Genomic DNA, 14,562 nt, shown 5'->3' on the forward strand with positions numbered 1-14,562 from the left:
GGTGCGTTAGTCCCCGTTAACCTGCTTCGCATGACTGCAACCCTCGAAGTCGCCGAAGGCGTCGGCACCGTCCGGCTCGACCGTCCCCCGATGAACGCCCTGGACATCGCGACCCAGGACCGCCTCAAGGAACTCGCCGCGGAGGCCACCCGCCGCGACGACGTGCGCGCCGTGGTGATCCACGGCGGCGAGAAGGTGTTCGCCGCGGGCGCGGACATCAAGGAGATGCAGGACATGGACCACGCGGCGATGATCGCGCGGTCCGGAGCCCTGCAGGAGTCCTTCACCGCCGTCGCCCGCATCCCCAAGCCCGTCGTCGCCGCCGTCAACGGCTATGCCCTGGGCGGCGGTTGTGAGCTCGCGCTCTGCGCGGACTTCCGCATCGCCGCCGACAACGCCAAGCTCGGCCAGCCGGAGATCCTGCTCGGCGTCATCCCCGGCGCGGGCGGCACCCAGCGCCTGGCCCGCCTGGTCGGCCCGTCCAAGGCCAAGGACCTGATCTTCACCGGACGCCATGTGAAGGCCGAGGAGGCGCTCGCCATCGGCCTGGTGGACCGGGTCGTACCGGCCGCCGAGGTGTACGAGCAGGCGCACGCGTGGGCCGCACGGCTCGCCAAGGGCCCGGCCATCGCGCTGCGCGCCGCCAAGGAGTCCATCGACGCGGGTCTGGAGACGGACCTCGACACGGGGCTCGCCATCGAACGCACCTGGTTCGCGGGCCTGTTCGCGACCGAGGACCGCGAGCGGGGCATGCGGAGCTTCGTCGAGGAAGGGCCGGGCAAGGCGAAGTTCCTCTGAGCCCTCCGCCGATGAGTCTGCCGCCGAGTGTTCCTCCGAACGCCCCGGTGAACTTCCCTCCGGGCGGCCCGAGTTGAGGCGCGTCAGCCCGGAGGTCCCTCGAAGGAGCGGATTATGGGCGACTTAAGAGAACCTTAAGCCTGCCCCGTTCCGGGCGTTCGGTGATCACTCGTAAGCAGGAAGTCATCGCAGGTCAGGGCCGCTTCTGAGGGTCTTAACTGCCACTGGCATATGCCTACCCAGCCCCCCGGAATGGATGGTTCCGGGGGGCTTATTCCGTCGGAACGGCCCCGGAGAGCGCTCTGGGCGGCCATGATGGGGGCATGGCGGGGCTGGAGGGTTACGAACGGCCGCGGCGGCACGGGAGTGCGACCGCGGCGCGCTGGTCGCCTGCGGTAGAGGACGAACACGCGCTCAAGGCGCTGGAGTTGTTCGGCAATCCGACGGACGCGGAGGTTCCGCTGCCCTCGCGCCCGGAGTCCGCCGCCATCGCCCGCCGCCTCGCCCAGGTCGTGGTCCTCCGCCACTGGGGACTCTCCCCGAAGCTCACCGAGGACGTCGTCCTCCTCGTCTCCGAACTCGTCGGGAACGCCGTGCGGCACACCGGCGCCCGCGTCTTCGGTCTGCGCATGCAGCGGCGGCGCGGCTGGATACGCGTCGAGGTGCGCGACCCCTCGCGCGGACTGCCCTGTCTGATGCCCGTCCGCGAGACGGACCTGAGCGGCCGCGGCCTCTTCCTCGTCGACAAGCTCTCCGACCGCTGGGGCGTCGACCTGCTGCCGCGCGGCAAGACGACATGGTTCGAGATGCGGGTCTCCGACCGCTGACCGCCGCCGGGCGGCCGCCGGACACGCGAAAGCCCCCGGTCCGCCGGAGTGCGGCGCTGCGGGGGCCTTCGTGAAGCGCCGGGACCGAATGGGGTGTGGTCCACAGCCGCTGATGACGACCTGAGCCCGGGTCAATGGGGGTCGTGGATCCGACTATGGCAGACGGGGGCCAGCGATCCAAAAGTCCCTATCCGGTCATAACGGGTCAAAGGCTGACAGTTTAGAGGTGAATCCTTGGTGAGATGGGACACCTGCCTGGTAAACGCTGGTTAAGCGGAGGCTGTGACAGCTGATACGCAAGGTTCACCGAGAAGTACCGGCGCCCGGCGGCCTCGACCCGTGACCGGCCCGAAGCGGGCAATCAGCACCTTTTGCCGTTTTTCCCCATTAAATGGTCGCGTGAACGAGACCGACCGCCGCGCCGCCCTGCGCGCGGGCGCCGGACTGCTCGTCGCGGGCGCGCTCACCACCGGGTGCGCCACGACCGGCCCCGCCCCCGCCGCGCACGCCCGCCCTCCCGCAACCAAGAACCCCCGCCCCGCCCCGGCCGCCGCCCCCGCGCCCCGCCGCTTCCCCGGCCTGCCCGCCCAGATCACCCACGGCCCCCGCACCGGACACCGGGTCGCACTCACCTTCCACGGCCAGGGCGACCCCGCCATCGCCAAGACCCTGCTCGCCCAGGCCGAACAGGCCGGCGCCAAGGTCACCGTCCTCGCCGTCGGCAGCTGGCTCGACGCACACCCCGAACTGGCCCGCCGCATCCTCGACGGCGGCCACGACCTCGGCAACCACACCCACCACCACCTCGACGTCAACGACATGTCCGAGGCCGACGCAGACGCCGAGATCACCGGCTGCGCCGACCGCCTGCGCCGCCTCACCGGCTCCATCGGCACCTGGTTCCGCCCCTCGCGCACCCGGACCGCGAGCCCCCTCGTCGAACGGCTCGCCCGCCGCGCGGGCTACCCGCACGTCCTCTCGTACGACGTCGACTCCCTCGACTTCACCTCGCCGGGCGCCCCGGCGGTCACCCGCAGGATCGCCGCCGAGATCCGCCCGGGATCCGTGGTGAGCCTGCACTTCGGGTACGCGGACACGGTCGCCGCGCTCCCCGCCGTCCTGCACGAACTGGAACGCCGCGGCCTGCGCGCGGTCACGACCACGGAGCTCCTCACCTGATGCCCAGGAACCTGAACCTGCCCCAGAGACTCAACCTGACCAGGCGCACCGCCGCCGTGCTCGCCGCCGGTGCGGCCCTCGCCGTCCTGGCCGGCTGCGGCAGCGACAAACGCGCCGACGAAGCACTCGGCACCGCGGGCATCCGCAAGCCCGCCAAGCCGAAGACGGCACCGGGACTGCCCGGCATGCCGCCGGTCCTCGACCCCGAGGACGCCTACGCGGCGGACCGGCCGAACGCCCTGCAGCCCGAGGTCAAGAAGTTCCTGCCGCGCGTCTACGTCCCCAACACCAACTCCAACACGGTGTCCGTCATCGACCCCAAGACGTACGAGGTCATCGAGACCATCCCGGTCGGCAACCAGCCCCAGCACGTCGTCCCCTCCTGGGACATGAAGACGCTCTGGGTCAACAACGACCTCGGCGACAGCCTCACCGCCATCGACCCCGCGACCGGCAAGACCGGCCGCACCGTCGAGGTCTCCGACCCCTACAACCTCTACTTCACGCCCAACGGCAAGCATGCCGTCGTGATGGCCTCCATGGACCGCGAACTGGTCTTCCGCGACCCGAAGACCATGAACCGCGTCAAGACCGTCCCCGTCACCTGCGCGGGCGTCAACCACGCCGACTTCTCCATGGACGGGCGCTACTTCATCGTCTCCTGCGAGTTCTCCGGCGAACTCCTCAAGGTCGACACGGAGAAGATGGAGATCGTCGGCCAGCAGAAGATCCCCTTCGAGGGCGCCATGCCGCAGGACGTGAAGATGTCCCCCGACGGCAAGACCTTCTACATCGCCGACATGATGGCGCACGGCATGTGGGTCCTGGACGGCAAGAAGTTCACCACCCCGAAACTGCTGCCCACCGGCAAGGGCTGCCACGGCCTGTACGTCAGCCGCGACTCCAAGGAGATGTACATCTCCAACCGCGGCGAGGGCACCATCTCCGTCTTCGACTTCCCGAAGAACAAGCTGACCAAGAAGTGGAAGCTCCCGCAGGGCGGCAGCCCCGACATGGGCGGCGTCTCCGCGGACGGCAACACCCTCTGGCTGTCCGGGCGTTACGACTCCGAGGTGTACGCCATCGACACCCGCACCGGCGTCCAGCTCGCCCGCATCCCGGTCGGCTCAGGACCGCACGGCCTCGCGGTCTACCCGCAGCCGGGCCGCTACTCCCTCGGCCACACGGGGATCTTCCGTTGAACGGTTGACAGTCACTGACACCGGGCACCAAAAGGGCAGCTCAGGAACCTGCCGCCCCGCCACTCCCGGAGGTCGCCCATGATCCGTGGCATAGATGTCAGCTCACATCAGTCGACGACATTCAGCACGGACGGCCTCTCCTTCGTCTTCATCAAGGCGACGGAAGGCCGTTCGTACATCAACCCCAAGCTGACCGCCCAGACCAAGCGGGCCCGCGACGGCGGCTGCGTCGTCGGCTTCTACCACTTCCTGTGGCCCGGCAACATCACGGCCCAGGCGGCGTACTTCGTGAGCAAGGCGCCGGAGAAGGCGGGGGACCTGCTGGCGGTGGACTGGGAGCAGACGGGGGAGGGCACGCACGCGTCCAACGCGCAGAAGGACAGCTTCATCCGCGAGGTGAAGCGACTGCGTCCGAACCATCGGGTCATGCTGTATTGCAACCGGCATTTCTGGCTGACCTACGACTCGACGTCCTACGCGGGCGACGGCCTGTGGATCGCCGACTACGTCACCGCGGGCAAGCCCCGCATCAGGGCGAAGTGGAAGATCCACCAGTACACGTCGACGCCGCTGGACAAGGACGTCGCCGACTTCAGCAGCGAGGACGCGCTGCGGGAGTGGGCGACGCCCTGACCGTGCGGGGGCGTCAGGCGCGCCAGTCCGCCGTGCGCTCCGGGGACGCCGCCGCCAGGGCCGCGCGGATCTCGTCGACGCCACCGGTGTTGCCGTACACGGGAGTTCCGGGCTGCTGGCGCCACGAGTCGTCCTGGCCGCCGTTGTCGACGGTGTCGAAACCGAGCTCGTCGATGAGGTCGCGTACGACCTTCTTGGCGGCCTCGTCGTCGCCGGACACCGGCAGGGCGACGCGGCCGGGGGTGCCCTTGGGCTGCGGCTTGTCGAGGATGTCCTGGGCGTACGTGCCGTTGAACGCCTTGATGACGGGGTGGCCGATCTGGCGTTCCGTCCAGCGGCTCTCGGTCAGGCCCTCCTCGATCTCGGAGATCTTCCCGTCGCGCTGCTGCGGGTAGTAGTTGCCGGTGTCGAGGACGGCGACGTCGTCGGCCGCGCCGTCCAGGAAGCCCGCGGGCAGGTCGGGCACGGCCTTGAGCGGGACGGTCACGACGACGACCTGTGCGCCGCGCGCGGCCTCCTCGACGGGGACGGGGGTGGCCCCGGTCTCCTCGGCGAGGGCGGTGAGGGTGTGCGGGCCGCGGGAGTTGGCCACGGAGACCTCGTGACCGAGGGCGCTGAGCCGACGGGTGAGGTTGCCGCCGATGTTGCCCGCGCCGATGATGCCGATCTTCATGGCTGTCCTTCCGGTGGTTCACTGTCGTAGCGGAGGTAACCTCCGGAAGGGGTCGGATATTCCGGGCGCGCCCGGACTCACGGGGCGAGCCGCACGACGATCTTCCCCACGTGCTCGTTCGCCTCCAGCGCCCGATGCGCGTCCCCGATGCTGTCGAGGCCGTCGAAGACCTCGGCGACGGCGGGGCGGAACGTGCCGTCGCGGATGCCCGACTCGATGAACGCGTTGACGCGGCGCAGCCCCTCCGGGTCGTCCGCCAGCTGCATGTTGGCGTAACCATGCACGCTGAGCGGCCAGTTGAGCGGCAGCTGCATCGGCCGGCGCCGGTCGAGGAAGCCGTACACCACGACCTTCCCCGCGGGCCGCGCCGCCAGGGAGAGCTCCGCGAGCCCCGCGCCGCCGACCGCGTCGAAGATCAGCTCGGCGCCCTTCCCGCCGGTGAAGCGGTGGACCTCCTTCACGACGTCCTCCGTGTCCGACGCGACGACGAGGGCCGCGCCGTGGTCGAGCAGCGCCTGCCGCTTCCCGCCGGTGCGGGTGACCGCGATGGGGACCGCGCCGATCCGCCGTGCGGTCTGCAGCGCGGCGATGCCGACCCCGCTGGACGCCGCCGTGATCACGACGTGGTCGCCGGGCCGCAGACCGCCGGTCTCCAGCATTCCGCCGTACGCCGTGGAGTACGCGAGCCACGTCGCCGCCCCGGTCACCGCGTCGAGCCCGGCGGGGCGCGGCAGTACGGAGCCCGCGGGCAGGACGACGCGGTCGGCGTAGACGCCCCGGGCGCTCATCTCGATGCCGGGGCCCGTCAGGACGGCGTCGCCGGGGGCGTGGGTGTCCACGCCGTCACCGACGGCCTCGACGATGCCGGACGCCTCGTAGCCGAGCCGGGAGGCGGGCAGGGCGGGCTGGTAGTAGTAGGTCCCCGCGCGGAAGAGCGCCTCGGCGCGGTTGAGGCCGAGCGCCTCGACGCGGACGAGGACCTCGCCGGGGCCGGGTGCGGGCAGCGGGAGTTCTTCGACGCGCAGGACGTCGGGGCCTCCGAGCCGGTCGAAGAGGACGGTGCGTGCAGTGTTCGTCGTCATGTCCAAGACGCTAGGCGGGCTGCACGGCACCTCACCATGCCCGTTGATCCCGCTGCCATGTCCGTTCGTCTCGCCGCCCGAACGGGCGGGTTACGGTGCCTTCATGGACGTACTGAGCGACGCGATCGCGGCCATGCGGACGGGGCGACCGCACTCCTCCCTGACGGAGAAGCACGCCCCGTGGGGCATGCGTTTCACGGGGCAGGGGAATGCCGGATTCCATGCCGTCCTGGAGGGCTCCGCCTGGCTGGTCCCCGTGGACGGCGCCACCGCGCCCGTGCGGCTCGGCCCCGGCGACGTCGCGTTCGTCACGCACCGGGGCGCGTACGAACTCGTCAGTGAACCGGGCGTGCCCGCGCGGGAGTTCACGCTGCGGCCCGACGGCTCCTGGCCGCCGCCCGCGCCCCGCGGTGCGGCCGACGGGCCGCCGTCGGCCGTCATGATCTGCGGCGCGTACCTCCTCGACGAGAACCGACCGCACCCGCTCCTTTCGGAGCTGCCGGACTTCGTGCACCTGCGCGGCGGCTCCGGCCTGCCCGGCGAGTCGGGGGGCGACGGGGGCAACGCCTCGCTGGCCTCCGTACTCGGCCTGCTCGGCGCCGAGTTGAAGGATCCGGGGCCCGGCTCCGACACGATCGTCGCCGCGCTCCTCGACACGCTGCTGCTCCTGTTCCTGCGCACCTGGTGGCTGCGGGCGCGCGGGAGCGCGGGCGATCTGACCGGCTGGGCGGCCGCGCTCGCCGATCCGGCGGTCGCGGCCGCGCTGCGCGCCATCCACAGCGACCCCGCGCACCCCTGGACCGTGGGGGAGCTCGGCGCGCTCTCCAGCCTGTCGCGGGCGCCGTTCGCGCGCCGGTTCACGGCGTCGGTGGGGACGCCGCCGCTCGCGTATCTGACCTGGTGGCGGATGACCACGGCGGCGGGCTGGCTGCGCGGCGCCGACGACGCGCCGCTGCGCGCGGTGGCCGAACGGGCCGGATACGCCTCGGAGTTCGCCTTCGCCAAGGCGTTCAAGCGGGAGTTCGGGATGGCGCCGGGACGCTACCGGAAGCTGCGCGCCGCCGGGTGAGGGCCGCCCGCAGCGCCAGGAAGAGCAGCAGTCCGAACGGCGAGAGCAGGATCGTGAGGACCAGCAGGGGGCCCATCACCAGGGGGTGCGCGCCGAGCCTGCGCGCCTCCCGGTACATCCACTGCCCGAGCAGCAGGTCCCAGGCGATGACCTGGGCCCAGATCGCGCCCGCGCCGTTCGCGAGGACGAGGAGTTCGCGGAATCCGTCGATGTCCGGGCTGCTGACCGCGGACCAGAGTTCGGGCAGGACGGGCAGCGCGAGCGCGATGTAGACGGCGAGGACCGGCACGACGGTCAGGGGCGAGGTGGCGACGCGGTCCGTGAGGGCCCGGCCCGGCGCGAGGATCATGAGCAGCCAGACCGGTGCGGCCAGCCAGAAGGAGAGGTCGAAGAGGAATCCGGTCATGGGACGAGCTCCTTCTCGTTCTCGTCGGGTGTCTCAACACCCGGCGATCCGGCTGGTGTTGAGGTGGGGGTGCGCAGTGCCGCGCAGCTTCCCGTGGCCGTCGCGCAGGCGATCAGGGCCGCGGCCGTCAGCGTCACGCCGTCCGGGTGGATCAACGGCTGTCCGCGCAGCGCCTGCCAGGCGACCAGGAGGAAGAAGGCCGCGTACGCCGCCGATGCCACCAGGACCAGCCGCAGCCGCACACGGGCGTCGGCGAGCCGGGCGAAGCGGGGCGCGAGCGTCATCAGGACCATGAGCAGCAGCGGGAGCAGCTGCAGCGCGTGCATGCCGACGAAGTGCGGGATCCGCAGATCGCCGCCCGTCGTCGACCAGCCGGTCAGCGGCATCGAGGGGCCGCCGTCCGGCACGCCCACGCTGTGCGCGCCGACGATCGGGGACTCGCCCCTGCGCTGGCCGGGCGTGGGCTGTGTCATCAGGAAGCCGACGGCGGCTCCGGCGAGCGCGATGGCGATGCCGCAGCGCATCGTCCAGGCGGACGCGCGGTCGGGAATGCGGGCGCGCAGCAGCAGGACCGCGATGGCGAGGGTGCCGAGCCAGAGGACGACGACGGTGACGGCCATGGTGTTGAACAGGGCTTCGTCGAACGGGGTCTGATGGTTGAAGTGGCTGCGTCTGCCGCGCACCACCTGACCGGTGATGATCACCATCTCGACGACACTGGCCGCCATGACGACGGTGCCCGCCCACCAGCCCGCGCGCCGCCCGCGGTCGAGCAGCGACAGCATCCAGGCGAGCGACAGGCTGTAGGCGACGAACGACACCGAGAACTTCAGCGGTTTGAACCAGATCCGCGCACCGACCAGGACCCGGTCGTCGGCCACGAGTCCCACGGCGGATATCAGGGCGAGGACCGCCATCGAGGCGGAGAACAGCACCAGGGGGCGGTGCCAGGAACGCCATAAGGGCATGGGGATCCCTTTCAGGGGAGCGATGGGCGGGAGGGAGTAGACAGCTGAATAGGTAGCGGCACTATCCGCTATCCGATAGCGCAACTATCTATGATGGGCGGGGCATTGGCAAGGAGCGCTCTGGTGGGAGCGAGGAGAGTGGGCAGGCTGTGCGTATTGGCGAGTTGAGCCGCAGGACCGGTGTGCCGGTGCCGACGATCAAGTACTACGTACGCGAAGGGCTGCTCGCGCCGGGCGAGTTGAGCAGCCCCAACCAGGCGCACTACGACGAGACGCACGAGCGCAGACTGCGGCTGATCCGCGCACTCCTCGACGTCGGAGGGCTCAAGGTCGCGGCGATCGCGGAGGTGCTCGGCGCGGTCGACGATCCGGGGCGCCCGCTGCACAAGGTGCTCGGCGCGGCCGCCGACCGGCTCGGCGGCCAGGGCGCCCCCGACGACGACGCGGAGGCGGAGGCGGCGCAGCGCGCCGTCGACGAGCTGATCGCGCGGCGCGGCTGGCGCACGCACGAGTCGAACCCCGCGGCCGAGGACCTGTCACGGGCCCTGGCCGCGATGGGCCGGGTCGGCCACGGGGCCTTCACGGAACTGCTCGACGAATACGCCGAAGCCGCCGAACTCGTCGCCCGCGCCGACCTCGGCTATGTGAACCGGCGCGCCTCGGTCGAGGACCTGGTGGAGAGCGTCGTGATCGGCACCGTGCTGGGCGAGGCGGTGTTCAACGCGATGCGGCGGCTCGCGCATGTGGACGCGTCGGCGCGGCTGTATGGCGACAGGGGCGTGGATGGGGTGGCGCGGGGGGAGGGGTGAGCGGGGCGGGAGCGCCCGAGGAGGGCGGGGCGGGGCGGGGCGTCAGGCGCGGGGCTGGGACGTCAACAGGCCGAGCGTGGCCCGGAGTTCGGCCTGGGCGACCCGCGCCGCCTCCTCGGAGTCCCTCGCCTCGACGGCCCGCACGAGGTCCGCGTGCGCGGCGTCCCCGTGGTTCGCCTCCTCCGTGCGTACGTCGATGAGTTCGAGCAGGTCGATCAGGCCCTGCCGCAGCGCGGGCATGAACTCCGCGAACAGATCGGTGAGCACGGGGTTGTGCGCCGCCGCGACGACCGCCGCGTGCAACGCGATGTCGGCGTCGACGAACGCGGCGTCCCCCGCCGCCGACGCCGCCCTGCGCCCGTCGAGCGCGGCCCGCATCGCCGCGATGTCCTCGTCGGTACGGCGCCGCGCCGCGAGCCCGGCGGCCTGCACCTCGACGAGCATCCGCACCTCGTACACATCGGTGACCGCCGCCCGCCGCAGCCGGGCGGGCCAGTCCGCGACCGGCTCGGTCGCGACGACGAAGACGCCCGCGCCCTGACGCGCCCGCACGAGCCCGGCACCGGCGAGCGCGCGCAGCGCCTCGCGGAGGGTGGAGCGGCCCACGCCGAGCTCCTTGGCGAGGGTCGTCTCGCCGGGGAGCTTGGTGCCGACGGGCCAGTGGCCGCCGGTGATCTGCTCACGCAGGCGGGCGGTGGCCTGCTCTACGAGGGGGCTGGGGCGTACGGAGCCGAGCGGCATGGGGGACCTTTTCGGGGTGGAGCGGAAGTTGTCTGAAGGGTAGTTGTCTGAGGAGCGGAGGGTCACTTGTCTGAGGGGGCGGAGAGTGGCTCGCCGGGGGCGCGGAGGGGTGCTTGTCTGAGGGGCGGCGTGCGGCTCGCCTGCGGGGCGGAGGGGTGCTTGTCTAACGAGCAGAGGGCCGCAGTCCGCCCCGAGATGCCGCAGCCCACCCGCGGCGCCGAAGCCCACCCCCGGCGCCCAACCCCCCACTTGTCTGAGGAGTACTTGTCTGAGGAGCAGACGTGTGGCTAATCTAGCGCCATGATCTTCCGCGGGCTCCTTCTTCTCGGCTGCCGCGGCGGGGCCTGAAGCGACCGGCACCCCGCCGCGGGATGCCGTGCTGCCGGTCGGCCACCGACCGCGAGCCCAGGATCGAGGATCCGCTTCCGATGAGCACCCTGACGTACGACTGGAATCCCCAGCGCCCCGGCCCCATGCCCCACCACCGCTACCGCCCCTACCAGGACCGGGTGAACGTCCCCGGTCAGGAGCGGAGTTGGCCGAGTGCCCGGATCGAGCGGGCGCCGCTGTGGGTGCCCGTCGATCTGCGGGACGGGAACCAGGCGCTGGCCGAGCCCATGGACACCGGCCGCAAGCGGCGTTTCTTCGATCTGCTGGTCGCGATGGGGTTCAAGGAGATCGAGGTCGGTTATCCGTCGGCGAGCAGGACCGACTTCGAGTTCGTGCGGCATCTCGCCGAGCTGAGCGCGAGTGGCAGCGGCGCGTTGCCCGACGATGTGACCGTTGTCGTGTTCACGCCCGCCAAGCGCGAGTTGATCGACCGTACCTTCGAGTCGATCGAGGGGCTGCCGCGTGCCGTCGTGCATCTGTACATCCCCACCTCGCCCGTCTGGCGCGACGTCGTCCTCGGGCGGTCGCGGGCCGAGGTGTACGGGGTGGTGGAGGAGGCCGCCGCGCACATGGCGCGGCTCGCGGACGCGCGGCCGGGGGCCGACATCCGGTTCCAGTTCGCGCCGGAGACCTTCAACCTCACCGAGCCCGACTACGTCCTAGAGGTCTGCGACGGGCTCACCGAGCTGTGGGACGCGAGCCCCGACCGGCCCGTCACGCACAATCTGCCGGCGACCGTGGAGATCGCGACGCCGAACGTGTACGCCGACCAGATCGAGTACATGCACCGCAATCTCGCCCGCCGCGACTCCGTCATCCTCTCCGTCCACCCCCACAACGACCGCGGCACCGGCGTCGCCTGCGCCGAACTCGCCGTCCTCGCCGGGGCCCAGCGCGTCGAGGGCTGTCTGTTCGGCAACGGCGAGCGCACGGGCAACGTGGACCTGGTGACCCTCGCCCTCAACCTGTACGCCCAAGGCGTCGACCCGATGGTCGACTTCTCGGACATCGACGCCGTGCGCGAGGTCGTCGAGCACTGCAACCGGCTGCCCGTGCACCCCCGCCACCCCTACGCGGGCGATCTCGCGCACACCGCGTTCTCCGGCACCCACCAGGACGCCATCAGCAAGGGCTTCGCCCAGCATGCCCGCCGCGCCGCCGAGTTGGGCGTGCCGGAGAGCGAGGCGCCGTGGGAGGTGCCGTATCTGCCGATCGACCCGGCCGACATCGGCCGCACCTACGAGGCGGTCATCCGCGTCAACTCCCAGTCGGGCAAGGGCGGAATGGCGTATCTGCTCCAGGACCGGCACGGCATCGACCTGCCGCAGGACCTGCGGCCCGACTTCTCGCGCGTGGTGCAGGAGGCCACCGACGACAGCGGGCAGGAGGCCACGGCGAAGGAGCTGTACGAGCTGTTCCACGCGACGTACGTCGCCCCCGGCCGGGACGGCGGTGTGGCGCTGGAGGCCTGGACCACCGACCGTGCCCCGGACGGTGCCCACCGGTTCGTGTGCACGCTCCGCCTGGACGACAGGACGGGGGACTTCGAGGGGTTCGGCAACGGACCGCTGTCCGCCTTCGTCGACGCCCTCGCCGCCGCCGGGATCGCCGTCGACATCCTCGACTACGCCGAGCACGCCGTCGGGGAGGGCGGCACCAGCGAGGCCGTCGCGTACGCGCGCTGCCGGGTCGGCGACACCGTCCGCTGGGGCGCGGGCCTGGACACCTCCGTGCTCACCGCGTCCGTGCAGGCCGTCCTCGCCGCCGTGAACCGTGCGGAGGGCACCCGGTGACGGCCACGGCCCCCGTCCTGCACGCCGCCGACGTCACCGTCGTCCGCGCAGGCCGCCCCATCCTGGAGGACGTCAGCCTCACCGTCCGCCCCGGCGAGCACTGGGCGCTGCTCGGCGCCAACGGCGCGGGCAAGTCGACCCTGCTCAGCCTCTGCGGCGCCGTCAGCCACCCCACGCACGGCACGGTCGAGGTGCTCGGGCGCCGCCTCGGCAGCGTCGACCTGCGTGACCTGCGGGCGTACGTCGGTCATGTGAACCCGCGGCATCCGCTGCGTTCCGCGCTGCCGGTCCGCGACGTCGTGCTCACCGGACTCACCAACAGCGTGGAGCCGCTGCCCCGTTGGCGCCCCACGCCCGAGCAGCGGGAGCGGGCCGACCGGCTCATCGGCCTGCTCGGTCTCGCGCACCGCAGCGACGCGCGCTGGCCCACGCTCTCCCAGGGCGAGCGCGGCCGCACCTTGATCGCCCGCTCCCTGATGCCGCGGCCCCGCCTGGTCCTGCTCGACGAACCGGCCACCGGACTCGACCTCGCGGGACGCGAACGCCTCCTCGACAGCCTGGACGCCCTGCGCGCGGCCCACCCGGCGCTCGCCTCGGTCCTGGTCACGCACCACCTGGAGGAACTCCCCGCGGGGACGACGCACGCGCTGCTGCTGCGCGAGGGGCGGGCGCTCGCCTCCGGCACCGTCGACGAGGTCCTCACGAGCGACCGGATCAGCAAGTGCTTCGACCACCCCGTGCACCTGGAGCGCAGGGACGGGCGGTGGGCGGTGCGGGCCCGGCGCGGCGCACCGGTGGCGTCGCGCTGACCCTCGTACGCCCCACTGACGCGCGTATGCCGTGCGCGTACGACGGAGGGGCCCCGCACCTCGTGTGTGCGGGGCCCCTCCGTGCGGTCGGCGTGCCGACTACTTGTTCAGGCTCGCCCAGAACTCGTCGAACGAGAGACGCTTGTCCGCGTCGGTGTCCTTCGTGCCGATCACAGCCTCGGCCACCGACTCGGTGACGTGGAAGTCGCCCATCTGCGCCATGGCGCTCTTCCACTCGGCCGCCGTGATGAAGCCGTCGCCGTCCGTGTCGAACCGCTCGAACGTCCTGCGCGCTTCCTCGATGTCCGCCACCGGATCCACCCCTTCTTGGTGCACTACTGACGGGGGTTAGGGTAACGGCCGTTCCGGCACCGGATTACAAGGAGTACGTCCATGGCCAGCACTTCCGTCACGCTCGGGAGCATCCTCGACGCGGCGGCCCGTGGCCGCTTCCCCGCGCCGGACGGCGCCACGACGGTCGTCCCGCAGCCCGGCCGCCGTGACGCGGGCGTCATCGCCTTCACCGCCCACTCGGTCGTCTTCACCGACGAGGACCCGCACTGGGTGCGGTCCACGCTCGCCGCGCTCGACTGCGATCCCCTCGCCGCGACCCTGAACCCGCGCTTCCTCGGGGCCTTCATGGACCGCACGGGACGCACGACGGACACCATCGACCTGCTGACCGTCGCCCCTTCGCTGCCGGGCGCCCCCGACCCCGCGCTCGGCCTGCGCGAGATCGACGACCCGGACCACCCCCGGGTCGCCCGGGCCCGCAAGCGCCGCGACGACGTGCGCGTCTGGGCGTCGGACGGCGGCGGCGTGCTGGTCATCGGGCGGGGTGTCGCCGGGCGCTGGGAGACGTCGATCGAGGTCGAGGAGGGCGTACGGCACCGGGGGCTGGGCCGTGCGCTTGCGGGCGCGGCGCGGCAGCTCGTGCCGGACGGATCCCTGGTCTGGGCGCAGCAGGCGCCGGGCAACGCGCGCAGCGTGCGGGTCTTCCAGGCGGCGGGGTACCGGCCGGTGGGGGCGGAGGCGCTGCTCTTCGCGAGGTGAGCCGGGCGGCCGCTCCCCGCGGCTTCGTTCCCCAACCGAGACCTTCCACCACTTCTTGTTCACAAACTGAGATCATGGCCCGCCTCGCGCGCGGGACGGGTGCGGTACAACGTGACCGAGGGGGCCGTGT

The 14,562-nt window shown here is 71.8% G+C and carries 16 protein-coding genes; 10 read left to right on the plus strand and 6 right to left on the minus strand.

From position 1 onward, the window contains the following. Window positions 1–30 precede the first annotated feature (30 nt). The 5 genes from ACFWZ2_RS35870 (at window position 31) to ACFWZ2_RS35890 (ending at window position 4,639) form a co-directional block, all read left to right on the plus strand. Window positions 31–798: an enoyl-CoA hydratase/isomerase family protein gene (locus ACFWZ2_RS35870; RefSeq protein WP_384553007.1), complete on the plus strand. Its 768-nt coding sequence runs from the start codon at window positions 31–33 to the stop codon at window positions 796–798. Between the two features lie 218 nt (window positions 799–1,016). Then, complete coding sequence (locus ACFWZ2_RS35875) at window positions 1,017–1,625, plus strand: ATP-binding protein (RefSeq protein ID WP_384553064.1); 609 nt, start codon at window positions 1,017–1,019, stop codon at window positions 1,623–1,625. 399 nt (window positions 1,626–2,024) lie between these two features. Then, window positions 2,025–2,804 (plus strand): polysaccharide deacetylase family protein, encoded by a 780-nt coding sequence (locus ACFWZ2_RS35880; RefSeq protein WP_384553009.1) that lies wholly within the window; start codon window positions 2,025–2,027, stop codon window positions 2,802–2,804. Next, window positions 2,804–4,006 (plus strand): YncE family protein, encoded by a 1,203-nt coding sequence (locus ACFWZ2_RS35885; RefSeq protein WP_384553011.1) that lies wholly within the window; start codon window positions 2,804–2,806, stop codon window positions 4,004–4,006. Before ACFWZ2_RS35880 ends, ACFWZ2_RS35885 begins: the two co-directional genes overlap by 1 nt. Window positions 4,007–4,084: 78 nt before the next feature. Then, window positions 4,085–4,639: a glycoside hydrolase family 25 protein gene (locus ACFWZ2_RS35890; protein ID WP_384553012.1), complete on the plus strand. Its 555-nt coding sequence runs from the start codon at window positions 4,085–4,087 to the stop codon at window positions 4,637–4,639. A 13-nt stretch (window positions 4,640–4,652) separates the two neighbouring features. On the opposite strand, the gene ACFWZ2_RS35895 is transcribed toward ACFWZ2_RS35890, so the two are convergent. Together ACFWZ2_RS35895 and ACFWZ2_RS35900 are read right to left on the minus strand one after the other, a co-directional pair. Beyond that, on the minus strand, window positions 4,653–5,312 hold the full coding sequence (locus ACFWZ2_RS35895) for an NADPH-dependent F420 reductase (RefSeq protein ID WP_384553014.1): 660 nt from the start codon (window positions 5,310–5,312) through the stop codon (window positions 4,653–4,655). Between the two features lie 77 nt (window positions 5,313–5,389). Next, on the minus strand, window positions 5,390–6,394 hold the full coding sequence (locus tag ACFWZ2_RS35900; protein WP_384553016.1) for a zinc-dependent alcohol dehydrogenase family protein: 1,005 nt from the start codon (window positions 6,392–6,394) through the stop codon (window positions 5,390–5,392). Between the two features lie 103 nt (window positions 6,395–6,497). Here ACFWZ2_RS35900 and ACFWZ2_RS35905 point away from each other — a divergent pair, with 103 nt between their 5' ends. Further along, window positions 6,498–7,463 carry an AraC family transcriptional regulator gene (locus ACFWZ2_RS35905; protein WP_384553017.1) on the plus strand — a complete coding sequence of 322 codons (966 nt, stop codon included), beginning with the start codon at window positions 6,498–6,500 and terminating at the stop codon, window positions 7,461–7,463. Here ACFWZ2_RS35905 and ACFWZ2_RS35910 read toward each other — a convergent pair. After that, window positions 7,405–7,869, minus strand: coding sequence for an ABA4-like family protein (locus ACFWZ2_RS35910; RefSeq protein WP_384553019.1), 465 nt, complete (start codon window positions 7,867–7,869; stop codon window positions 7,405–7,407). The genes ACFWZ2_RS35905 and ACFWZ2_RS35910 overlap by 59 nt on opposite strands. Beyond that, complete coding sequence (locus ACFWZ2_RS35915) at window positions 7,866–8,837, minus strand: hypothetical protein (RefSeq protein ID WP_384553021.1); 972 nt, start codon at window positions 8,835–8,837, stop codon at window positions 7,866–7,868. Before ACFWZ2_RS35915 ends, ACFWZ2_RS35910 begins: the two co-directional genes overlap by 4 nt. A 149-nt stretch (window positions 8,838–8,986) precedes the next feature. Here ACFWZ2_RS35915 and ACFWZ2_RS35920 point away from each other — a divergent pair, with 149 nt between their 5' ends. Next, the gene (locus ACFWZ2_RS35920; protein WP_384553023.1) at window positions 8,987–9,646 is read left to right on the plus strand and encodes a MerR family transcriptional regulator; all 660 of its coding nucleotides are present in this window, start codon (window positions 8,987–8,989) and stop codon (window positions 9,644–9,646) included. 42 nt (window positions 9,647–9,688) lie between these two features. Here the strand turns inward: ACFWZ2_RS35920 and ACFWZ2_RS35925 are convergent, their stop codons facing one another. Beyond that, window positions 9,689–10,387 (minus strand): FadR/GntR family transcriptional regulator, encoded by a 699-nt coding sequence (locus ACFWZ2_RS35925; RefSeq protein ID WP_384553026.1) that lies wholly within the window; start codon window positions 10,385–10,387, stop codon window positions 9,689–9,691. A 428-nt stretch (window positions 10,388–10,815) separates the two neighbouring features. On the opposite strand from ACFWZ2_RS35925, the gene leuA reads away from it, so the two are divergent. Next, window positions 10,816–12,570, plus strand: coding sequence for a 2-isopropylmalate synthase (gene leuA / locus ACFWZ2_RS35930; RefSeq protein WP_384553028.1), 1,755 nt, complete (start codon window positions 10,816–10,818; stop codon window positions 12,568–12,570). Next, window positions 12,567–13,379, plus strand: a complete 813-nt coding sequence (locus ACFWZ2_RS35935; RefSeq protein WP_384553030.1) for an ABC transporter ATP-binding protein — start codon at window positions 12,567–12,569, stop codon at window positions 13,377–13,379. The genes leuA and ACFWZ2_RS35935 overlap by 4 nt, the downstream gene beginning before the upstream one ends. A gap of 99 nt (window positions 13,380–13,478) precedes the next feature. Here the strand turns inward: ACFWZ2_RS35935 and ACFWZ2_RS35940 are convergent, their stop codons facing one another. Next, window positions 13,479–13,691: an EF-hand domain-containing protein gene (locus ACFWZ2_RS35940; RefSeq protein WP_384553032.1), complete on the minus strand. Its 213-nt coding sequence runs from the start codon at window positions 13,689–13,691 to the stop codon at window positions 13,479–13,481. An 81-nt stretch (window positions 13,692–13,772) separates the two neighbouring features. Between ACFWZ2_RS35940 and ACFWZ2_RS35945 the strand changes: the two genes are divergently transcribed. Next, complete coding sequence (locus ACFWZ2_RS35945; RefSeq protein ID WP_384553034.1) at window positions 13,773–14,432, plus strand: GNAT family N-acetyltransferase; 660 nt, start codon at window positions 13,773–13,775, stop codon at window positions 14,430–14,432. Window positions 14,433–14,562: the final 130 nt, after the last annotated feature.

The sequence above is a fragment of the Streptomyces sp. NPDC059002 genome (genome assembly GCF_042740435.1).
Lineage (GTDB): Bacteria > Actinomycetota > Actinomycetes > Streptomycetales > Streptomycetaceae > Streptomyces.